This window comes from Chelativorans multitrophicus (assembly GCF_011317445.1).
In the GTDB taxonomy this organism is placed as follows: domain Bacteria; phylum Pseudomonadota; class Alphaproteobacteria; order Rhizobiales; family Rhizobiaceae; genus Chelativorans; species Chelativorans multitrophicus.
Genome location: NZ_JAAAPL010000003.1, coordinates 455,586 through 477,325, shown reverse-complemented (window position 1 = coordinate 477,325; position 21,740 = coordinate 455,586). Strand labels below are relative to the sequence as shown.

At 61.4% G+C, this 21,740-nt stretch carries 18 protein-coding genes; 10 read left to right on the top strand and 8 right to left on the bottom strand.

Annotation, left to right across the window (positions count from 1 at the left end; genetic code table 11):
* Positions 1 to 648: a thiamine diphosphokinase gene (locus tag GNP00_RS16730; protein WP_011582717.1), complete on the bottom strand. Its 648-nt coding sequence runs from the start codon at positions 646 to 648 to the stop codon at positions 1 to 3.
* 44 nt (positions 649 to 692) lie between these two features.
* The gene (locus GNP00_RS16725; RefSeq protein WP_041545655.1) at positions 693 to 1,673 is read right to left on the bottom strand and encodes an NAD(P)H-quinone oxidoreductase; all 981 of its coding nucleotides are present in this window, start codon (positions 1,671 to 1,673) and stop codon (positions 693 to 695) included.
* A gap of 127 nt (positions 1,674 to 1,800) precedes the next feature.
* Between GNP00_RS16725 and GNP00_RS16720 the strand changes: the two genes are divergently transcribed.
* Together GNP00_RS16720 and GNP00_RS16715 are read left to right on the top strand one after the other, a co-directional pair.
* Complete coding sequence (locus tag GNP00_RS16720; RefSeq protein WP_246259124.1) at positions 1,801 to 2,001, top strand: DUF1192 domain-containing protein; 201 nt, start codon at positions 1,801 to 1,803, stop codon at positions 1,999 to 2,001.
* Between the two features lie 62 nt (positions 2,002 to 2,063).
* Positions 2,064 to 3,353, top strand: coding sequence for an MFS transporter (locus GNP00_RS16715; protein WP_041545657.1), 1,290 nt, complete (start codon positions 2,064 to 2,066; stop codon positions 3,351 to 3,353).
* Between the two features lie 110 nt (positions 3,354 to 3,463).
* Here GNP00_RS16715 and GNP00_RS16710 read toward each other — a convergent pair whose 3' ends face one another.
* Positions 3,464 to 3,643: a YdcH family protein gene (locus tag GNP00_RS16710; protein ID WP_011582721.1), complete on the bottom strand. Its 180-nt coding sequence runs from the start codon at positions 3,641 to 3,643 to the stop codon at positions 3,464 to 3,466.
* A 225-nt stretch (positions 3,644 to 3,868) separates the two neighbouring features.
* Here GNP00_RS16710 and GNP00_RS16705 point away from each other — a divergent pair, with 225 nt between their 5' ends.
* The 3 genes from GNP00_RS16705 to GNP00_RS16695 all read left to right on the top strand — a co-directional run bounded on the left by GNP00_RS16705 (position 3,869) and on the right by GNP00_RS16695 (position 5,728).
* Positions 3,869 to 4,072 (top strand): YdcH family protein, encoded by a 204-nt coding sequence (locus tag GNP00_RS16705; RefSeq protein ID WP_041545658.1) that lies wholly within the window; start codon positions 3,869 to 3,871, stop codon positions 4,070 to 4,072.
* 67 nt (positions 4,073 to 4,139) lie between these two features.
* Positions 4,140 to 4,637 carry a 5-(carboxyamino)imidazole ribonucleotide mutase gene (purE, locus tag GNP00_RS16700; RefSeq protein WP_011582723.1) on the top strand — a complete coding sequence of 166 codons (498 nt, stop codon included), beginning with the start codon at positions 4,140 to 4,142 and terminating at the stop codon, positions 4,635 to 4,637.
* Complete coding sequence (locus GNP00_RS16695) at positions 4,634 to 5,728, top strand: 5-(carboxyamino)imidazole ribonucleotide synthase (RefSeq protein WP_011582724.1); 1,095 nt, start codon at positions 4,634 to 4,636, stop codon at positions 5,726 to 5,728. Before purE ends, GNP00_RS16695 begins: the two co-directional genes overlap by 4 nt.
* Positions 5,729 to 5,783: 55 nt before the next feature.
* On the opposite strand, the gene GNP00_RS16690 is transcribed toward GNP00_RS16695, so the two are convergent.
* Positions 5,784 to 7,985 (bottom strand): esterase-like activity of phytase family protein, encoded by a 2,202-nt coding sequence (locus tag GNP00_RS16690; protein WP_166016169.1) that lies wholly within the window; start codon positions 7,983 to 7,985, stop codon positions 5,784 to 5,786.
* 218 nt (positions 7,986 to 8,203) lie between these two features.
* Here GNP00_RS16690 and GNP00_RS16685 point away from each other — a divergent pair, with 218 nt between their 5' ends.
* Positions 8,204 to 8,896 carry a DUF1013 domain-containing protein gene (locus GNP00_RS16685; RefSeq protein ID WP_011582726.1) on the top strand — a complete coding sequence of 231 codons (693 nt, stop codon included), beginning with the start codon at positions 8,204 to 8,206 and terminating at the stop codon, positions 8,894 to 8,896.
* 6 nt (positions 8,897 to 8,902) lie between these two features.
* Here GNP00_RS16685 and GNP00_RS16680 read toward each other — a convergent pair whose 3' ends face one another.
* Together GNP00_RS16680 and GNP00_RS16675 are read right to left on the bottom strand one after the other, a co-directional pair.
* A complete protein-coding gene (locus GNP00_RS16680) occupies positions 8,903 to 9,343 on the bottom strand; it encodes a thermonuclease family protein (RefSeq protein WP_011582727.1) in 441 nt (146 codons plus the stop codon).
* 56 nt (positions 9,344 to 9,399) lie between these two features.
* A complete protein-coding gene (locus GNP00_RS16675; RefSeq protein ID WP_011582728.1) occupies positions 9,400 to 9,612 on the bottom strand; it encodes a DUF1674 domain-containing protein in 213 nt (70 codons plus the stop codon).
* 122 nt (positions 9,613 to 9,734) lie between these two features.
* Here GNP00_RS16675 and htpX point away from each other — a divergent pair, with 122 nt between their 5' ends.
* The 4 genes from htpX (at position 9,735) to purH (ending at position 15,544) form a co-directional block, all read left to right on the top strand.
* On the top strand, positions 9,735 to 10,676 hold the full coding sequence (htpX, locus tag GNP00_RS16670) for a zinc metalloprotease HtpX (protein ID WP_011582729.1): 942 nt from the start codon (positions 9,735 to 9,737) through the stop codon (positions 10,674 to 10,676).
* On the top strand, positions 10,673 to 12,055 hold the full coding sequence (locus GNP00_RS16665) for an RsmB/NOP family class I SAM-dependent RNA methyltransferase (protein WP_011582730.1): 1,383 nt from the start codon (positions 10,673 to 10,675) through the stop codon (positions 12,053 to 12,055). Before htpX ends, GNP00_RS16665 begins: the two co-directional genes overlap by 4 nt.
* A 98-nt stretch (positions 12,056 to 12,153) precedes the next feature.
* Positions 12,154 to 13,860 carry a heparinase II/III family protein gene (locus tag GNP00_RS16660; protein WP_011582731.1) on the top strand — a complete coding sequence of 569 codons (1,707 nt, stop codon included), beginning with the start codon at positions 12,154 to 12,156 and terminating at the stop codon, positions 13,858 to 13,860.
* A 70-nt stretch (positions 13,861 to 13,930) separates the two neighbouring features.
* Positions 13,931 to 15,544: a bifunctional phosphoribosylaminoimidazolecarboxamide formyltransferase/IMP cyclohydrolase gene (purH, locus tag GNP00_RS16655; RefSeq protein WP_011582732.1), complete on the top strand. Its 1,614-nt coding sequence runs from the start codon at positions 13,931 to 13,933 to the stop codon at positions 15,542 to 15,544.
* Positions 15,545 to 15,563: 19 nt separating this feature from the next.
* On the opposite strand, the gene GNP00_RS16650 is transcribed toward purH, so the two are convergent.
* Both GNP00_RS16650 and GNP00_RS16645 read right to left on the bottom strand, forming a co-directional pair.
* Complete coding sequence (locus tag GNP00_RS16650) at positions 15,564 to 16,964, bottom strand: MFS transporter (RefSeq protein WP_011582733.1); 1,401 nt, start codon at positions 16,962 to 16,964, stop codon at positions 15,564 to 15,566.
* The gene (locus GNP00_RS16645) at positions 16,961 to 21,721 is read right to left on the bottom strand and encodes an NAD-glutamate dehydrogenase (RefSeq protein ID WP_011582734.1); all 4,761 of its coding nucleotides are present in this window, start codon (positions 21,719 to 21,721) and stop codon (positions 16,961 to 16,963) included. Before GNP00_RS16645 ends, GNP00_RS16650 begins: the two co-directional genes overlap by 4 nt.
* Positions 21,722 to 21,740: the final 19 nt, after the last annotated feature.

Below are 21,740 nucleotides of genomic sequence, written 5' to 3'. Positions count from 1 at the left end.
TCAGGTGTTTCCGTCTGCTAGGAAGTCGGCGACGAGAACCGCCCGACCGCGCTTGAGCGTCACCGCAAGCTCGCCGCGCACGATGTTGGATAAAACGAGAGAGGAGCCGAAAGAAACGTCAACCGAACTGAGCGGCCACTTCGCGCCCTCTACGGTGAGGCCCGAAAGTTCCGTGAACGCAAGAATGCTAAAGAGCGTGCCCTCGGGATAGCCAAAAATATAGCGCTGCCGGCTGAGGAGCGGGGTCCCTTCGTGGCTGCCGCTCGTCAGCAGAACGGACACACCCTCCTCGGCCAGCTTCAGCGCCAAGGCAAGATGCAGGTGCGCATGATCCGGCCGCGCGCCTCCGAAAGCGCCGACAAGCACCAACGAGGTAGCACCGCGAACGAGGGCTGCTCTGATGGCCAGCTCTCCATCCGTTATGTCCTTGTCGGCAGGATAGATCTCGCGCGTAACGTCCGGAAAGGCCTCAATCAGGCGATCCGGGTGGGAGTCGAAATCGCCCACCCAGAGTTCCGGCCGCAGGCCGAGCGTCTGGGCATGCAGCATGCCGGAATCGGCAGCTATGACCCGTGCACCCTTTACCTGCTCCAGCAGCTGAGGGGTAGGTCGGATCTCACCGCCCAGAAGAATGATAAATCGGCTCATGGGCGCCGGCCTTATCACGCGCACAGCCAGGGCGGAAGCACCACTCAGACCACATCGAGCACGATCTTGCCGATATGGGCGCCTTCCTCCATGCGCTCATGCGCCCTCCAGGCCTCGCGCAGCGGAAAGATCGTGTCCATCACCGGCGCCACTTTGCGTGCAGCAAGCAGCGGCCAGACATGCGCTTCGAGCTCGGCGGCGATATGGGCCTTGAACTTGATGGTGCGCGGGCGAAGAGTGGACCCGGTATGGGTGAGGCGCTTTACCATGAGCTTGGAAAAATCCGCCTCTGCCTTTGATCCGCCTTGAAGCGAGATCTGCACGATGCGCCCGTCCATTGCGGCGGCGGCGTAATTCCGGTCGATATAGTCGCCCCCCACCATATCGAGAATGACATCCGCGCCGCGTCCTTCGGTCGCCTCCTTCACGGCCAGGACAAAATCCTCTGCGCGGTAATTCACTGCGCGAGCGGCTCCCAGCTTCAGGCACGCCTCGCATTTTTCGGCAGAACCGGCCGTCGCGATCACTCTTGCGCCGAAATTGCTCGCGACCTGGATCGCTGTGGTTCCGATGCCGGACGTACCGCCATGGACCAGGAGCGTCTCGCCGGCCTTAAGTCCCCCGCGCTCGAAAACATTGTGCCAAACTGTGAAGAAGGTCTCAGGCAGGGCTGCAGCCTCCGTGAAGGTGAACCCATGCGGGATAGGAAGCGCATTGGTTTCATGGACCACGCAAAATTCGGCGTAACCGCCACCCGGCGTCAACGCGGTGACCTCGTCGCCCACGTGCCACCGCTCCACGCCTTCTCCGGTGGCGGCGACGATACCCGAGACTTCAAGCCCAGGCAGATCAGAGGCCCCCGGCGGCGGCGGGTAGACGCCCTTGCGCTGCGCCACATCCGGCCGATTCACGCCCGCAGCCCTCACCTTGATCAGGATCTCGCCAGAACCTGGCTTGGGCACCGGCCGCTCTTCGGGCTTAAGCACCATCGGGCCGCCATGCTCGGTGATAGCAACTGCCGTCATCTTGTCGGGGATCTCGTCTGACGTCATAGCAAAGCCTTCTTTTGCAATTCTTCCTCAACTGCGTCGGCAGGAATGCGTTGCCTCGCGTCCGGCCCGTTATGTATTGTCATTGCGCTTGCAGCAAAGAATGCGGATAGCGACTATGGATGAGGAAGCGGCTATACGGCCACCCCTATACACAATCGGACAGGACCTTTCGACCCTTTCAGTGGAAGAGCTGAAGCGGACCATCAGCCTGCTCCAGGACGAAATCGCACGCTTGGAACAGGAACTGAGTTCCAAGAGCTCCACCAAGGCTGCGGCCGAGGCGCTTTTCCGGCCCAGCTGACCGGTCACTCATTTTAATTCGGGGGCCGTAATCGCGGCAGCCGGCAAGAGATGGGCCTTCCCATGCTTTCCTCCGTCGGATCGATCATTGCCCTGCTGCTAGGAACCGCCTTTCTTCTGGGCGGCTCAGGTCTCTTCGGCCTGCTCATCCCCTTGCGCGGCCAGTATGAAGGCTTTTCCACAACCGCGCTTGGTTTGCTAGGAAGCGGCTGGGCGGGAGGTTTCATTGCCGGTTGCTATCTGGGACCGCGCCTCGTGCGCCGCGTTGGCCATGTGCGTGCTTTCGGCGCATTCGCCGCGACGGGAGCGATCGTTGCCCTGCTCAACGGCATCTGGATCGACGAGATCGTATGGTTCGTCCTGCGCGCCTTCACCGGCTTCACCATGGCGGGTGCATTTATGGTGATCGAGAGCTGGTTGAACGAGCGTTCGACAAATGAAACGCGTGGAACGGTTTTCGGGCTCTATATGATGGTTACCTACGCCTCCATCACGATAGGCCAATTGGTGGTCACGCTCGGCGATGTGAGGACGCCGATCCTCTTCATGTTCACCGGTATATTCTTCTGCCTGGCGCTGCTGCCGACAGCCATTTCAACAGCGGTCACGCCCGCGCCGCTCGCGGACGTGAAACTCGATTTCCGAACCCTGCATGCTCACTCGCCGGTGGCCGTTTGGGGATGCCTTCTTATCGGCATCGCCAATGGCGCCTGGGGTACGTTAGGTGCCGTCTATGGAGCGGAGGTCGGAATATCCACATTTCAGATAGCGCTTATGATGAGCATAGCAGTGATCGCCGGTGCGATTGCGCAGATGCCGATGGGGCGCATCTCCGATCATACGGACCGCCGGTTCGTGCTCGCTGGCTGCTCGCTGGGGGCAGCGCTCATTGCGCTTGCCATCTTTGTCACCGCGCCGCGGATAGGGAGCGTCATCATCACGATGACCGGCCTTTATGGCCTGCTTGCCTATTCGCTTTATCCAATCTCCGTGGCCCATGCGAATGACCATGCGTCCGGAACCGATTTTGTAAAGATATCCAGCGGTTTGCTGCTCCTCTACGGCATCGGAACCATGGCAGGGCCGATCTTTGCCGGCATGTTCATGCAGTGGCTGCGGCCGGAAAGCCTCTTTCTGGCAACCGCGGGGGCTCACCTCGGCATCACGATTTACGCCTTCGTGCGGATCTCACGCCGGGCGCCCGTCCCGGTTCAGGAAAGGGAAATGTTCCAGACAATCCCCGCGGCGCAACCCGCCGCAACACCCCAGAGTATCATGCTCGATCCAAGGTCGGAGGTCGGCGAAGAGGAAAGGGAGGAAATGAAAGAGGGGAAGGCGCAAGCTGCGGAATGAACGGGCTAGGTCGTTGTCGACTGGCCCGTTCAACTCTTAGAATCCGGCGTACCCTTCTTAACGGCGCGGGAACGCGCAATGTCCTTTGGAAAACCGGGGCCGATCGCGGTTCAGTGCCGCGTTTCGACCTCCTTCAGCCTTTCCATCTCGTCTTTTATGGCCAGCTTGCGTCTCTTCAGCTTGGCGATCTCCAGCGGATCGACGGAGGGATGCGTCATCGCATCGTCGATCTCGCGCTGCAGGTCGATGTGCTTCCGCTGGAGCTCATCAAGATGGGATTCAAGCGACATGGGTGCCTCCTTCCTTGGTTCCCAGTGAACCGCCCGGAATGCTCCCGCCCTTGTTCCATGACGGTACTTTGACAGTCTGCCACCATCAGGCGCGGATGTCGAATGTTAAAGGGTTAGCATTTATCCCCGCCCTGAAATGTGATAAAAAATGAGGGTTGGGGCCACTTTAAAGCAGCGTCGGCGAAAGCGCCGCATCCTTTGCCGGAGTCAAATCAGATCGTGAGCATTTCGGAACAGGAACAGGCCGAAATCCGTCTAGAATTTGCCCGGTTGAAGCAAGACCATGCCGATTTCGATGCTGCGATAAACGCGATGATCGCCTCCGGTTGCGACCCCCTCCAGATTCAGCGCATGAAAAAAAAGAAGCTTGCGCTGAAAGATCGCATTCAAGAGCTCGAAGACAGGATCATTCCCGATATTATCGCCTGAGTCCTGGCTTGCCGATTGGCCCGCGCTGGGCTACGGCCGGATTGTGTAACTTTAATGGAATTTCTGCATGGATCGGCAAAAGGCTGATGTCGCAATCATCATGGGGAGCCAGTCGGACTGGGAAACCATGCGGCATGCGGCAGATATCCTTGAAACGCTCGAAATCTCCCATGACGTGCGGATTGTCTCGGCGCATCGCACGCCAGATAGGCTCTATGCCTTCGCCAAGGGCGCCAAGGCGGAGGGCATTCGCGTGATCATCGCCGGCGCAGGCGGCGCTGCGCATCTGCCGGGCATGACGGCGGCCCTGACATCGCTTCCTGTCTTCGGCGTACCTGTGCAATCCAAGGCTTTGTCTGGCCAGGACTCGCTCCTCTCCATCGTCCAGATGCCGGCCGGCATCCCGGTAGGGACCTTGGCCATCGGCCGCTCCGGCGCCGTTAACGCGGCATTGCTCGCAGCGGCGGTGCTGGCTCTTTCCGATGAAGCGCTTGCCGCGCGGCTCGACGCCTGGCGTGCACGCCAGGCTGCCGATGTTGCCGAACGCCCTGTGGACGAGGCATGAGCCAGCCGCTTGCGCCTGGTGCCACGATCGGCATCGTCGGCGGCGGCCAACTCGGGCGAATGCTCGCCATGGCTGCCGCGCGCCTTGGCTACTTCACGGTCGTTCTGGAGCCGGACGAGGAATGCCCGGCAGGAGATGTGGCGAGCCATCTCATCGTCGCTGCCTATGACGACGGCAGGGCTTTGGAGCAACTTGCCAAGTTCAGTGATGTGGTAACATACGAATTCGAGAACGTGCCCGTGATGGCGGCACGCTCCCTTGCCGACCGCGTTCCGCTCTATCCCTCGGCCGAAGCGCTTGAAACCGCACAAGATCGCTTGGCGGAAAAGATTTTCCTTAACACCGTCGGTATTCCGACCGCCCCGTTCATTTCCGTCAACACAGACGAGGAAATGGCTCAGGGGCTCGCCCGCTTCAATGGCAATGGCGTGCTCAAGACCAGACGTCTGGGTTATGATGGCAAAGGCCAGCGCGTCTTCAGGGGAGCCGGGCCAGGCGATGCCGAAGGAGTGGTGGCCGCCATGGGCGGCGTGCCGCTCATTCTTGAAGGGCTGATATCATTCGAACGGGAGATCTCCATAATCGCCGCGCGTGCGTTGGATGGTGCCTTGGCCGCTTACGACCCATCGGAAAACCTGCACCGCAACGGAATTCTGCATCAATCGAAAGTTCCAGCCGCTATTTCCAACGAAACCGCGGAAACGGCCAGAGAAGCCGCCTACGCCATTCTCTCCGCGCTCGATTATGTAGGTGTCATCGGGGTCGAATTCTTCGTGCTTGGCGATGGGTCGCTCCTCGTGAACGAGATGGCGCCGCGGGTTCATAATTCCGGCCACTGGACGGAGGCAGCTTGCACTATCTCCCAGTTCGAACAGCACATCCGGGCCATTGCCGGATTGCCGCTGGGCAGCACGACACGTCATTCCGATTGCATAATGGAAAATCTGATCGGTGCGGAGCAAGAGCGGGCGCCAGCCTTGCTCACTGAGCCCAACCTCCTGCTTCACCTCTATGGAAAAGCTGAGGCGAGGCCCGGTCGCAAGATGGGGCATTTCACGCGGATCCTGCCCCGCAAGAACAGCACGAGCTGAGGCGCACCAATCGAGGGTTGGCAGGGGTGGTGACGATCACCACCCCTGACCAGGCTCAATTGACCGCATCCAGCCGGCCAAGGTTGACGAAGATCGTCTCACCTGAGGAATCGTCCACGCCATCATTGTCGGTGACGAAATAGGCCTGACCTTCGGCATCAATGGTGAAGCCTTCAACCTTGTCCACGACATAGCCGTTGCTGGCGGAGCGGATGTCCTCGATCAGGTCGCGGACAAGCGTCTTCTCCACCACCGGCAGGTCGCCGCCGAGCGGAGCCGGCTTGAAGCCGTCGAGCGCGACCTTGTACAGCCGCTTGTTCCTGGCCGCTGTACCGATCTGATTATCGCGTTCGATGATGTACAGCGCGCCTCCGTGGGCGGTGATCTCCGACAGGCCGACCCAGCCCTTCTCCGCGGCATCGAGCGGGTAGCGCACGGCCGACCACTCCTTGGAAACGGGTTTGTAGGCAACAAGCTTCACCTGGTTCTTGGGATCGTCCTTCCACTCACGCTGGACAGCCATCACCAGCATGCGATCCTCGCCTTCTCCGACGATGGTGATGCCCTCGAAGCCGTAGCGCTCTTCATGCGCCAGAAGCTCGGCGGGAAGACCAATCTCTTCATCGATCATCCCGTCCGCATCCACATGGTAGAGGGCGTGCGGGATGAGCCGCTGACTATATCCCTCCGAAGCAAGCCAGAAGCCACCCTCGCCATCCGCCACGAGACCTTCGATGTCGAGCTTCTGAGCTGGGGCATTACCGCGTTTGACGACGATCTTGCGCGTGATTTCGGCGGGCGTCTTGGTAGCGTCGATCACGAAGACGGCGGGCTCGCCGCCATAGACCGAGTCGGAGGCCGCGTAGAGATGGCCGGGCTGCGACGGGTCGGCCGCGAGTGCGGAAAGCGCGCCCCAACCGATCGGCTGCCCGTCGACCATGACCGACCTGATCATCGGATAGACAGGCGCGCCTTCGCCGAGCTCATAGAGCATTACATGCGAGCGAGCGCCGCCATCTTCCACCAGATCCGTCTCGTTGGCGGTCACCAGCAGATTGCGCTGGGGAATGGCGACGACACCTTCCGGCCCGATGCCGGAGGGCAGAACCTGAACGAACTCCGGCGCGGCACCCGTGTCGCGGTAGACCGCTACCAGCGAAGAACGCTCCTCAGCGACGAATATGTATTGCTGGCCGCCATAGGTAGCGACCTCGATGCCTTCCGGCTCTACGCCCTTCGCGTCGGAACGCTTGTCAGGATAATGGCCGACGAGGGCTGCTTGCTGATCCAGGTCGGCGCCCGAATCGTAGAGCACCTCGCCTGCCGACGAGAAGATGGTGAAGCTTCGCGAGCCACCCTCGTAATCGCCTTCGTTGGCGACCACGAGGCGATCATTGTCGAGCCACTTCACGGCGTCGGGTTCACGCAGCAGGTTTTCCGCCTTCTGGTCAAAGCGCAGCGCGCCGTCGTCGAGCATGTCGATCTTTTCGACACTCGTGCTGCCGGCGGAAAAATGGCCGACAACCTCGCCGGTCTCGGCCGAGACGATGACGATGTGATTGTTCTCCTGCAGCGTCAGCGCGATCTCGCCCGCTTCGTTGAAGGCGACAAATTCAGGCTCGGGATCCTCCGGCGCCACCTCGGCAAGGCCGGTTACATCCACGGTCTTGATGCCATCGCAATCGGGCATGCCGTCCGCGAGCGGCACGATCTGCAGGCTACCCGCCGGCATCTGCGGGATGGCGCCGTCGTTCACATCCTCGTCGCGCTCGTTTTCGATGGCGATCGCGAGGAAGCGCTTGTCTTTGCTGACGGCGATGGAATCCGGCTGGCCGGCGAGCGTGCAGGCCTCTTCGGCCGTCTTCGCGGCAATATCGATCACGAGCAGCTTGCCGGAGGGATTCGTATAGCTCTCCGAGGTGTTGACGGCCGCGAAAGCCTTGCCGCCCAGCACCGTGACGGAGGTTGGCTCGCCCTCCACCTTGATCACGCCGCCGGCTTTCGGTGCCTTGGCGTCGCTGATGTCAACGAAGCCGACAGCGCCCAGCGGACTGTCGGAATAGATGAGGATGTTGCCGTCTTCGCTTGCGGTGATGATTTCCGACGAGGTCGGAGTCGCCGGGTCCATGTCGGCCGGCAGGTTCTCGGCGACCGGAAATGTCGCAATGCGGTTGAAAGCTTGCTGCGCGAACGCGGGAATTGAAGTTGAAAGCGAAAGCGTTGCGGCAAGCGCGTAAAGCAGTGAAGGACGTCCCATCCCCATCTCCGTCAATCGGTTGGAATACTGCCTATTGGAGGACGAGGATTGCAGCGTCGTGACGGAACGATGAAAGTCCGATGACGGATTTGCTCAATGCACTGCGAAGTTTTCTTGCCTCGATGGCGGAATGGAACTATATAACCGCCATTCCCATACATCGGTGGTAGTAACCACCGCCCGCGCTAGGGAAGCGGGCGAAGACAGGATATTTTGCGATGGCCAACACGCTTCTTATGCCGAAGGCAACCGCCGTCTGGCTGGTGGACAACACGGCGCTGACCTTCGACCAGATTGCCGAGTTCTGCAAACTTCACCCGCTGGAAGTGAGTGCGATCGCCGACGGCGACGCGGCGCAGGGCATCAAGGGCATGGACCCCGTGATCACCGGGCAGCTGACGCGCGAGGAAATCGCCCGCGGCGAGGCTGACACGAACTACCGCTTGAAGCTTTCTGAGCCAAAGGTTCGCGTGCCCGAGACCAAGCGCAAGGGGCCGCGCTACACGCCGCTGTCCAAGCGTCAGGACCGGCCGAACGCCATTCTCTGGCTTGTGCGTAACCATCCGGAGCTCAAGGACGCGCAAATCTCGCGCCTCGTCGGCACCACCAAATCGACCATCGAGCAAATCCGCAACCGGACACACTGGAATTCGGCCAATCTCACGCCGATGGACCCGGTAACGCTCGGGCTGTGCTCCCAAATCGACCTCGATCTGGAGGTAAGCCGCGCGGCCCGCCACGCCCCGCCGCCTTCGCCCGCTGGCGATACGCTTCTGCCAGCCGCCGAAACGGAAAAGCTGCCGGTAGAGGATACTCGCCGTGACGAGCCCGAGGAGAAGGAACTCGACGCCGACGCCGTCTTCGCCAAGCTCTCCTCTCTGCGCTCCAAGCGTGAGGACGACGAAGAATAACGTCGTTCAGCCGCAGTAGCTGACGCGCTGGCCGCCGTCATAGGTCCTGGCCAGCGCCTGTTTCACAAGGCTGCCGCCCACGGGCACACCCTGTACCGTGGCCACATCCGCGAGTACGCGCCCGAAATACTTGTCGCCGCTGATATTACGGATATGGACCACCGTGCCGCCTATCAAGGCTTCGAGTTCGTCGCGTGCATTCAGCGCCGCCGCTTTTTCCAGGCTGCAACGGCTCCTTATCTCAGGCGCATCCACGCCTCGAATACGGATGCTCACCGTAATCTTCTGTCCCGGCCACACATGCGCCTCCGCCACGAAGGTGTCGCCATCGATAACGCGGACGACCTCCGCGTGGATCGGGCCGGGGATCACCTCGCTCCCGAAGAGCGGCGGCACATTGATGGCAAAGAACGCGATTGCAAGGGGAGCAAACAAGCGAGTCCACATGAATAGGATCATATTCCTATTCTCGCCGGCCAGCAAGCATCCCTTCCCATTCCTTCTCAGAAATCGGTCGCGATTCCCTTCACCTCCCAATCCCCATAACGGGCCGGATCCGGCCCATCGCGCCCACCGATCTCGCGCGGCGCGTCGGCCTGCTGAGCGGCACGGCGTTTCCGCCGATCCTCCGCTTCCTCTAAAGCCCGTTTGGCAGCCGGCGACAGGGTGGCGGGATCACGACGGGATGGGACCTCTTCTCTCGATTCCTCTTTCAATGACTTGTCCTCTCGCAGCAGCGCGGCACTTGTTGAATATGAAAGGTTTCGCTCCCATCATATAGGCAAACGCATCGCTCAAGCCATACTCGGGAGCGATTGGTGAGTTACGGAGTCCTCGGATGAATATGATTCGCACGGCAATGCTTCTGGCGTTCATGACGGCGCTGTTCATGGCCGTCGGCTATCTCATCGGCGGCAGCGGCGGAATGATGATCGCGCTGGTCATCGCCGCGGCCATGAACCTGTTCAGCTACTGGAATGCGGACAAGATGGTGCTGAGGATGCACCATGCTGTCGAGGTGGACGAACGCAGCGCACCGGAATACTACCGCATCGTAAGCGATCTTGCGCAAAGAGCAGGATTGCCGATGCCGCGCGTCTACGTCATCGACAATCCGCAGCCGAACGCTTTTGCAACCGGGCGCAATCCTCAGAACGCAGCTGTTGCCGCGACCACCGGCCTGCTTCATAGCCTGACCCCTGAGGAAGTGGCGGGAGTTATGGCTCATGAGTTGGCGCACGTACAGAACCGCGACACCTTGACCATGACCATTACCGCCACGCTGGCCGGCGCGATTTCAATGCTTGGCAACTTTGCCTTCTTTTTCGGCGGCAACCGTGACAACAACAATCCTTTCGGCTTTATCGGCATCCTTGTCGCGATGATCGTCGCGCCGCTGGCGGCTATGGTTGTGCAAATGGCGATCAGCCGCACGCGCGAATACGCCGCGGATCGCCGAGGTGCGGAAATCTGCGGTCAGCCGCTCTGGCTTGCCTCTGCGCTGGCCAAGATCTCCCGCGCCGCGCATCGCGTCGTCAATGTCGATGCCGAACGCAATCCGGCAACGGCGCATCTTTTCATCATTAACCCGCTATCGGGTCAGCGCATGGATAATCTCTTCTCAACGCATCCCAATACGGAAAACCGCATCGCCGCGCTTCAGGCCATGGCGGGCGAATTCGGCAATGCACCGCCTGCTTCTCTGCGAGAGGATGAGCCCGGCGCCGACGGGCCTTGGGGCCGCTCCGCAAGTCGTGCCCGCAAGGGCCCCTGGTCGTGAGCGGGGGCGAAGCCCAAGGCGTTCAGCCGAGGCGAAAAAGGCCAGCTTCCGCTCGCCCCGCGATTGAAGATAAACCCGGCCTCGATGCTCGAAGAACAGCGGCGAAGCTCCTAGCTGCCGTCATAGACGCGCGCACGCCGCTTGACGCTCTCACCGACAACGAGCATGGCCATCCCCAATATCTTTCCCTTGAGCAGCGGGACCGGGCGCTTGTACGGGCAATCCTCATCAGCGCGCTGCGTCACCGCTGTACGATCGAGAAGCTTGTCGGCAGGAGGCTCGACCGGCCACTGCCGCCCAATGCTCACTCGCTTTCACATATTCTGCATGTCGGTGCGGCGCAGATCCTTTTTCTCGACGTGCCGGATAGCGCCGCGGTAGACCTCGCGGTGACACAGGCCAAGGCAGATCCGCGTGCGGCGCGCTTTTCCGGTCTCGTGAATGCGGTCCTGCGCAACCTCGCCCGCCGCAAGCATGAACTGCCGAAGGCACTGGAAAACACCCGCGATGCACCGGCCTGGTTCGCCGAACGGCTGGAGGCCGTTTATGGCCATGATCAGACCGACGCGATCCTGAAGGCCCACCGCCTCGAAGCTCCTACCGATTTCACGGTGAGATCCGATCCCGCCCTTTGGGCGGAGCGGCTGGGCGGCCGCGTGCTGCCCAATGGGTCGGTGCGGCTCGATCGCTTACCCTCTCCGATACCGGAACTGCCGGGCTTCGCGGAAGGCGCCTGGTGGGTACAGGATGCGGCGGCAAGCCTGCCTGCCCGGCTGCTGGGCGATGTTGAGGGCCTGTTCGTCGCAGATCTCTGCGCAGCACCCGGCGGCAAAACGGCAGCACTGGCGCTTGAGGGCGCCTGGGTTAGCGCCGTAGATATTTCGGCAAGCCGCTTGAAGCGGCTCAAGGCCAATCTCGACCGGTTGGGCCTTTCGGCCGAGATCGTACAGGCGGACGTGCTCTCATGGGAGCCGGAGCGCAAATTTGATGCGGTTCTGCTTGATGCACCCTGCTCATCCACGGGCACGGTGCGGCGCCATCCCGACGTGCCGTGGACCAAGACACCCGAAGACATTGCAAAGCTTGCCGACCTGCAAAGACGATTGCTTGAGCGCGCGCTTACGCTCATCCATCCAAGCGGTATCGTCGTCTTCTCGAACTGCTCTCTGGACCCGTCCGAAGGTGAGGAGCTGGTGAGGGATGTTCTCGGCAAGCAGGCCGGAATCGCCCTCGACCCGATCCTCCCGGAGGAATTGCCTGGGGCGGAGCATTTTGTCACGGCGGAAGGATTTTTACGCACGACGCCCGCGCATTTCGGGACAGAAAGCCAGCTCGACGGTATCGATGGCTTCTTCGCTGCACGTCTGAGGCGGTCATGAAGGAATTTGTCCTTCGCACAAACTCTTGAATCATCTAGAATCTTGCTGGGTCCCTCGCGGGAGGAATGGGAGGGCAACAATCGAGGTATGCTTTGAGAATGGACGGCGGCTTCAGTCCGCTCCTGTGGGATCTTGCGGCGCGTCAGGCGTGGAGGCGCCTGCGTTGTAGATTGCGCGCGGGTCCCGCTTATCGTTGGCGTTATACGGGCCGAACACCCGAACGGCTGCTGATCGCGCCTCCGGATCTGCGAATCGCCGATCCGGAGATTGCGCGCGAGATCTATCATGGCCGCTTCCTTTTTGCCGGCCAGCTGGTCGAGACCGGCGGGGAATCCCCTTTCCACATGGATGTGGCCAATATCGCGTGGATGGAGGCCCTGCATGGTTTCCGATGGCTGCGCCATCTTCATGCGGCCCAGACAGAACTCGCGTCAGCCAATGCCCGGGCGCTCGTAGCTGACTGGATTGCGTTGTACGGGCGCCGGATTTCCGGAGTAGCCTGGCAGCCCGCAGTTACCGCCCGGCGTGTGATTTCCTGGCTTCAGCATTCAGCGGTGGTCCTGCAGGGAGCAGACCTTGCCGCCTACCGCCAATATCTCAAGCTGCTGGCCATTCAGGTACGCTACTTGCGATCGATTACCCCCGAAATGCCGGACGGGGAGGAGAAGCTCCGCGCGCGCATAGCGCTTGCCTTCGCCGCCCTTTCCCTTCCCACTTCCGTCTCCACATTGCGGACGGCGACGCGTAATCTGAGCATCGAGCTCGATCGGCAGATCCTGCCGGATGGGGGTCACATATCGCGCAATCCGCGGGCGATCATCGAGCTCCTGGCCGATCTCCTGCCGTTAAGGCAGACCTACGCTATCCAGGCGGAACCGCCTCCCCAGGCGCTGGTGGGCGCCGTGGAACGAATGCTGCCAGCTCTGCGCTTCTTCCGCCACCAGGACGGCAGCCTTGCGCGTTTCAACGGGATGGGGGTCACGATCCACGACCGCGTGAACGCAATTCTGCGGCATGACGATACGGTCGGATCTCCGCTCTCCCATGCGCCGTACTCGGGCTATGAGCGTCTTTCCATGGGCAGCACGACGGTGATTGCAGATACCGCGGCCCCTCCACCCGTCGAGCTGTCCAATGCTGCCCATGCGGGCTGCCTTTCCTTTGAGCTCTCCTCCGGAAAACATCAGTTTATCGTCAACTGCGGCATCGATAGCTTCGGAGTAGAAGCGTTCCGGCCGCTGGCGCGGGCGACGGCGGCCCACTCGACCGCTACGATCGACGATACCTCCCAGGCCCGCTTTGCGCTTCCCGCACGATGGGACGATTGGGTGGGCACTCCGCTCGTCGGCGGCCCTCGCAAAGTGACCTGCCGGCGCATCGACACCGATCGGTCCCTCGGCTTTGTGGCCAGCCACGACGGTTATGTCTCCCGCTTCGGCGTCATTCACGAGCGTGAACTGGCGCTGATGCATGAGGGAACAGTGGTTCGCGGAAGTGATCGCTTTTTCCGGCCCGATGGCGCCGAGTTGGAGCGAAAGGCGGCGGTGGCAGTGCGCTTCCACCTGCACCCGGATATCGATCTATATCGGGACGATAATGGACTCCTGATCCTTGCTGGCGATGCCACCGATACCTGGGTGTTCTCCTGCAAGGGGGTTGAGCCTGTGGTGGAGGAGTCCATCTTCTTCGCCGCCATAGCCGGAGCCTGCCGCAGCCGCCAAATCGTGCTGCATTTCAAGGCGAACGAGATGCAGGAAGTGCATTGGCAGCTCGTGCGCACGAACAGCATTCTCTCGCGGAATTGACCTCCCGGCCTCGCGGTGACTTGATTTGAAGCTGGCCTATGATAGGCAGCGGTCTGCCAAGAGGATTGCCATGACCGTTTCCGCGAAGAATATTCCGGCGCCCGATCTCGTTCCTGTGCGGCGCGCGCTCATATCCGTCTCTGACAAGACAGGCATTGTCGATTTCGCCCGCAGTCTGGCTGCCCGGGAAGTTGCGCTTGCATCCACCGGCGGCACCGCGGCGCTGCTCGCGCGAAGCGGCATCGGCGTGATGGACGTCTCTCAGCTCACCGGATTTCCGGAGATCATGGACGGACGCGTGAAAACGCTTCATCCTGCCGTGCACGGCGGCCTCCTCGCCATCCGTGACGACCCCGATCATCGATCCGCAATGGAAACACATGCCATCAAGCCAATCGATCTGGTGGTAATCAATCTCTATCCGTTCGAAGACGTGCGTTTCGGCGGAGGGGATTATGCGGCGACGGTGGAGAATATAGACATTGGCGGCCCAGCCATGTTGCGCGCTGCAGCCAAGAACCACGCCTATGTGGCGGTCGTTACCGATCCGGCAGATTATGCCCGAGTATTGGAAGCCCTGGAAAAAAACGATGGCGCGCTCCCCTACCGCCTGAGACAGGAACTGGCGGCCAAAGCCTATGCGCGTACCGCGGCCTATGACGCGGCAATTTCGCAATGGTTTGCAGAATCCCTTGCTATTGCTGAGCCGGAATGGCGCTCCTTTGGCGGCAGACTTGCTCAAGTGATGCGCTATGGCGAGAATCCGCACCAGCAGGCAGGCTTTTACGCCACCGGCGAGAAGCGGCCGGGTGTGGCGACGGCGCGCCAGGTACAGGGCAAGCAGCTTTCCTACAACAACATCAACGACACGGACGCCGCCTTCGAGCTGGTCTGCGAATTCGACCCGAAAAAGGTCGCGGCCGTTGCCATCATCAAGCACGCCAATCCCTGCGGCGTGGCGGAGGGAACCTCACTGGCCGAAGCCTATCGCAAAGCACTTGCCTGTGATCCCGTTTCCGCCTTCGGCGGCATTGTCGCACTCAATCGCATTCTGGATGCGGAGGCGGCCGAGGAAATCGCAAAAATTTTCACCGAGGTAATCATCGCGCCCGACGCGACGGAGGAAGCGCAGGCGATTATCGCCACCAAGAAGAACTTGCGCCTGCTCTTGACGGAAGGGGTAGCCGACCCGCGTGCGCCTGGGCTTTCGGCCAAGACCGTAGCGGGCGGGCTGCTCGTCCAGACGCGAGACAATGGCGTGATCGATGATCTCGATCTCCGGGTGGTCACCAGGCGTGCGCCGTCCGAGAAGGAAATGGCAAACCTGAAATTCGCCTTCCGCGTCGCCAAGCACGTGAAGTCGAACGCTATAGTCTACGCGCGGGACCTCGCCACGGTGGGCATCGGTGCGGGCCAGATGAGCCGCGTCGATTCCGCCCGCATCGCCGCGCGAAAGGCGGAAGATGCCGCTGCTGCCGCGGGCGGACAGCCGTTGACGAAAGGTTCTGTGGTGGCTTCGGACGCATTCTTCCCCTTTGCCGACGGCCTTCTCTCGGCCGTGGAGGCGGGGGCCACAGCGGTTATTCAGCCGGGTGGTTCCATGCGCGACGACGAGGTGATCAAGGCAGCCGACGAGCACGGCATCGCCATGGTCTTCACCGGCATGCGGCATTTCAGGCACTGACGCGCATTTGGCGCGTGCTTCATGCCCGCGCTCCCCGTTGGTTCTTCACAAGCGGCAGGAGAACAAGTCCTAAGAAGAAGAGCGCCAGCACCGGCGTGACGCCAAGCCGTTGCGCGTCGACGGAGGAGAGGGCGAACTCCGGCTGAGAGAAGAAGGCCGTCGCTGCCGCCACGCTGAAAGGTCCGATAAAGGCCGTTGCCTTGCCGGAGAAAGCGTAGAGGCCGAAGGCCTCGGTCACCTGCGTGCGCGGCACCTGGTCCACCAGCAGCGTGCGGGAAGCCGCTTGGACAGCGCCGCCCGCCGCGCCGATCATCGCGCCAGCGGCGAAGAACAGGATATCGGGAAGCCGGCTTGCGGCGTCTTCCAGCGGCACGAAAATCACCTCGCTCCGCGTGATGGAGATCACCAGCAGGCAGCAGGCGCACAGGCTAAAGATGGAGACGCCCACCACCGCCTTGGGGCCACGCGCCTTGTCCATCCGCCCGCCAGCCCAGGCGCCGAGCGCACCGGTCATATTCACGAGGATGCCGAAAAGGCCGATCTCGACGATGGACCAGCCGAGAACGCCGGCGGCATAAATGCCGCCGAAGATATAAAGCGCGTTTAGCGCGTCCCGATAGAACATGGAGGACGCGAGGAAGCCGAGATAGCTGCGCTCGGACGGCAGCCGGCGGAACGTGGCGCCCAACTGCCGAAGACCCTGGCGCACCACTCCCGCCATGCGCCGCCGCGGCTGATCGGGCGTGAACAGAAACATCGGCAGCGCGAAAAGGACATACCAGAGCGCTGTGAGCGGCCCCACCGCCCTGTCGCCCTCCCTGCTCGCCGCATCAAGGCCGAACAGTGGTTCAAGGCCGATCAGCGTGCGCCCGGTCTCCGGCGAAGCGGCCATGAAGCCCAGAACAAGCACGAGCAAGACGATGCCGCCCAGATAACCGAATCCCCAGGCGGAGCCGGAAAGACGGCCGAGCTCGGAGCGGGGCACGAGGTCGGGCATCATGGCGTTGTTGAAGACGGCGGCGAGTTCCACGCCGAAAAGGGCAAGCGCCACAAGGACGAGCACGGGCGCGAGGCTCTCCATTCCAGGCGTCGCGAACCAAAGCCCCGCGCAGCCGAGGCAGCCAAGGATGGAAAAGAAAAGGATCCAAGGCTTGCGCGGGCCCGAGGCGTCGGCAATCGCTCCCAGAAAGGGCGAGGAAATCGCGACCATGAGGCCGCCTATGCCCGTGGCAAGCCCCCAGAGCTCCTGCCCGCGCGCCGCGTCCGGCGCCACGGCTGAGGCGAAATATGGGCCGAAGACGAAGGTGATTATAAGCGTGTGGAAAGGCTGCTGAGCCCAATCGAAGAAAATCCAACCCCAAATGCCGCGGCGGCCTGTCGTCTCCGGCTCCACCCCCAGGCCCGCCCCCGCCGCGCTCATGCGCTGAGATCCGCCAGGAGACCGGCGGCCACGGTGAGCCGGGCCACGCTCGCTTCGCCCGCATCCGTTAGCGCCTGTAGCCGCTCGCGCACTCGTGCCACACGCTCGCCCCCGGCTTCGATCCAGCGGGCGGCGGCATCGTCCGTTTCACCGAAGCCTGAGAGTGCAGCAATAGTGATGCCGCGCCGAGCAGCATCGATGGTGTCCATCGCCCGAGCAAGCGCCAGCCCGTCGTAGTAGTCCGAGGGCGAAAGAGACGCGGCCGCGGATTCGATACGGCTCAAGCGAAATGCCTCGCTAACGGCGAAGAACGCTCCCGCCGCTTTTGGCAAGTCCACTTTTGCCGTATCGGCGGCAAGCACGATATCGGGTAGAAGCGCGGAGATTTCGAGGAGAGATAACCGCTCCGCCAGAGGAGAGGGCACGCCCGCCGCTTCATGCTTCGCGATGGTCGCCGCAATGGCTTCCACGCGAAAAGGCGGCAGGAGAGACGGCAAAGCTGGCTCAAGCTTGGCCCGCGCTTCGACGAGATGTCGAATGCGATCATCGATCGTGCCCTGCCCCAGGCCATTCTTTAGCTGCCATGCGGTGGCCGTGAGGATGAGCCGTGAAACCTGCTCATAAAGGGTGAGCTGCACCTGTCCGTAAATCTTGTTGTCCAGTGCGTCGATGGCCAGGAAGACGGAGCGAAGGTCAAAACCGTCGCGCACCACCGCATAGGCCTCGACCACTTCGTGCGCTGGCCTGCCTGTCATGTCCTGCAGCCGGGTCACGAAGGCAGGCCCGCCACGGTCGATAATGTCGTTGGCCAGCTCCGTCGCTATGATTTCACGGCGCAGCCGATGGCCTCGAATTTCCGCTGCATATTTCTCGCGCATCCGGGCAGGGAAGTAGGCAAAGAGATCAGCCTCGAAATGCCGTTCGTCCGGAAGCGGGCTGGCCACCAGCTCATCGAAGAGCACAATCTTTGCGTAAGCAAGCAGCACGCCGATTTCAGCCCGGGTCAGCGGCTCGCCCCGGCTCTGCCGCTCCGCAAGGGCCTCTGGACCTGGCAGAAATTCAACTGCCCTGTCGAGATGCCCTTGGCTTTCGAAAACAGTCATCATTCGCGCTTGATGCGGCAGCTCCGAAAGGCCACGGCGCTCGACGAGCGAAATCGCGAGCGTCTGCATGTGATTGTTTTGCAGCACGAGATCCGCCACCTCATCCGTCATGGCGGCAAGAAGCTCATTGCGATCGGGGCGGGTAAGCGCGCCGTTCCGCAGGGCGCCCGCAAGGGCAATCTTGATATTCACTTCCAGGTCGGAGGAATTGACCCCGCCCGAATTGTCCACCGCGTCGGAATTGCAGCGTCCGCCTCTGCGATTGAACTCGATGCGCGCGCGCTGAGTCACACCGAGATTGGCGCCCTCGCCGACAACTCTTGCACCGACCTCTTTCGCAGTGACGCGAATCCCGTCATTGGCGCGATCGCCGACCTCCTGGTTGGATTCGTCGGACGCACGCACATAGGTGCCGATGCCGCCAAACCACAGAAGATCGACAGGTGCACGGAGGATCGCAGCGATGATCTCCGCCGGTGACCCGGTCTGACCGGACATACCGATGGCCTTTGCCGCTTCGGCACTGAGCGTGATCCGCTTCTGTGAACGCGGGATGATCATGCCGCCGTTTGACAGCTTCGATTTGTCGTAATCTTGCCAGCTGGAGCGCGACAGCTCAAACAGGCGTCTACGCTCGGCAAATGACACCGCCGGATCCGGATCGGGATCGATAAAGATATCGCGATGGTCGAAGGCCGCCACCAGCCTGATGCAGGGGGAGAGCAGCATGCCATTGCCGAAGACGTCGCCGGACATGTCGCCGACGCCGACAACGGTGAAGGGCTCTGTCTGAATATCGCGATTCATCTCGCGGAAGTGCCGCTTCACGGCCTCCCAGGCGCCGCGCGCGGTGATGCCCATCTTCTTGTGGTCGTAGCCGGCGGAGCCGCCCGAAGCGAAGGCATCGTCCAGCCAGAAATCATGAGCCTGGCTGATCTCATTGGCCGTATCGGAAAAGGTTGCTGTGCCCTTGTCGGCCGCCACGACGAAATAGGGATCGGCCCCATCGTGACACGCGACGTTCTCAGGCGGCACAATCTCGTCGCCGCGGAGATTGTCCGTAATCGAGAGAAGCGTGGAGACGAAGTTTATATAGGCCTGGCGGCCTGCCTCGAAGACCTGTTGGCGGTCACCGCCCGCCGGCAGGCGGCGTGGGTAGAAGCCGCCCTTTGCTCCAACGGGCACGATAACGCTGTTCTTGACCTGCTGCGCCTTTACCAGACCCAGCACTTCCGTGCGGTAGTCCTGCGCACGGTCGGACCAGCGAAGACCGCCGCGCGCCACAGGCCCAAAGCGCAAATGCACGCCTTCGACTTCGGGGCCGTAGACGAAGATCTCGCGCCAGGGACGCGGCTGCGGCAGCCCTTGGACCAGTCGAGAATCGAATTTAAAGGCGAGCGCCCGACGTCCGCTCTCGGCAAAATAATTCGTGCGCAGCGTCGATCTGATGAGGTTTAGGAAGCGGCGAATGATCATGTCATCGTCGAGGCTGTGCACGGCTTCCAATGCGTCCCCGATTTCTTGCTCAATGCCTCGTGCATTCACTTCCGCATTTTCGCCGAAGGCGCGCCGGGGATCAAAACGCTCGACGAAAAGGGCGAAGAGCTTTCCTGCTATCGCGGGATAGCGGTTCAGCGTATCGGCAATGAAGCCCTGGCTTTGGGAAATGCCAACCTGGTGCAGATAGCGGCTATAGGCTCGCAGCACGCCGATCTGCGCCGCTCCCAGCCGGGCCTGCTGGGTAAGCGCGTTCAGGCGGTCATTGTCCTGTTCCCCGCCCCAGACCGCGAGGAAAACCTCATCAAACAAAGCGCCGTCATCCGACAGATCGATGGCCTCACCGAAAGCACTCTCGAGCTCCATGTCATGGAGAAAGACTTGCTTCCCGCCGGTTTTGCCCAGATCGAAGGTACGCTCGCTGATGACACGGAAACCCATATTTTCAAGCAGCGGCACGCGCCTGCTAAGCGCAACCGGCGAGCCAAAATGATAGATTTTTAGGGCAGCTTGATTTTTGCGCTGCTCCGAACGCCGGTGAAAATCTATGGCTATCGGATGTTCGGCCGACAGTTCTGAAACGTGTTTTGCATCAAAAAGCGCTGTTGGGGGCGCAAAACTGTTGCGGTAATCCTCCGGAAAGCGCGCAGCAATCTCGGCGATATCATCGTCCGCGCCTTCGTCTTCAACCGCATCGCGCAGCGCGTCATCCCAGGTGCGCACGATAGCGCGAACGGCCGATTCCAGCTCCTCCGCAGCGATACGCGGCGTCTTTCCGCCCGATCGCCCGATGATGAAGTGAACGCGTGCCAGCGAGCCTTCGGGGAATGAGGGATAAAAAGCGGAAAGGCGTCCCTCGAAGGCGGTTTTCAGATAAGCACCGATTCGTTCCCGGACGAGAGAATCGTAGCGGTCACGAGGCACAAAAACCAAAACGGAGACGAACCGATCGAATTGATCTATTCGATAGAGAACCCGCACGCGTGGTCGTTCGCCAAGCGCCAGGATTGCCTCCGCGTGCTTGCGCAGCCTCGAAACGCCGATCTGGAACAATTCGTCGCGCGGAAAGGACTCCAGCACATTGATGAGCGCCTTGCCCGAATGGTCGGTCGGGGCGAAACCAGAACGCGCAATGACGGCCTGTGCCTTGGAGCGCAGATATGGAATTTTCAGTACTGAACTGGTGTACGCCGTCGAGGCAAAGAGGCCCACGATGCGCAGCTCTCCCGAGAGCTTTCCGTCATCGTCAAACGTTTTAATTCCGATATAGTCGAGATAGGCGCGACGGTGCACGACGGATTTTGCATTCGCCTTGGTTACGATCAGCGGCTCCGGACCATGCAGGAAGGCGCGGATCTCGGGCGTGGTCGCGACCACATCATCCCCACGTCGCAGAACGCGAACTTCCGGATCGGCGAGAATACCGAGGCCCTTTTTCTCGGAGCGCTCCAGCGTGCCTTCCTTCTCCCCACCCTTGTAGTTGAACTCACGCATCCCTAAAAAGATGAAGTTGTCGTCGCGCAGCCACTCGAGGAACGCGATTGCCTCGTGCACCTCGTTCTTTTCGAGCGGCACGGCTGTGTATCGAAGCCGCGTCACCTCCTGGTCAAGGCGCGCCAGCATCGGCTTCCAATCGGCTACAGCAGCGCGAACCTGGGCTAGGGTACGGCTAAGACGCCCTTCCAGGCGCTCGCATGCATCGGCTGACAAGCGTGGCAGGTGAACCTGGATGAGGCTCACTTTGCTTGCATCGCGAGCCGGTTTCTGAGCGGCTTCACCCAGGACCTGGGTTACGCCCTCCTTTCCATGCTGCACGAAGAACACTGGATGCGTCACAAGAGTGGGTTCTGGCGCGTCATCGGTGATTTCACCCATGACGGAATCGAAAAGGAACGGCATGTTGTCGTTCACCACCGTTACCACGGTGACAGCGCGGCCCTCCCGCTCGATGCCGGGATTGGGCTCCACTACGACGACACTCTCACCGGGCCTGTGCTGATTTAATGCAGCAAGCGCGAGCGCCGCAGCGCGATCAAGCTCGGCAGCCTTGTAGGACGCAAGGTCCTCTTCAGAAGCACGTGCAGTCAGGATTTCCCTTAAAAGCTCAACCTCGCTGGCTTTGTGCGCTAGCTTTGCCGCGTTCGGTTGGACGCTCATCGGAAACTCCCTTTTTTGA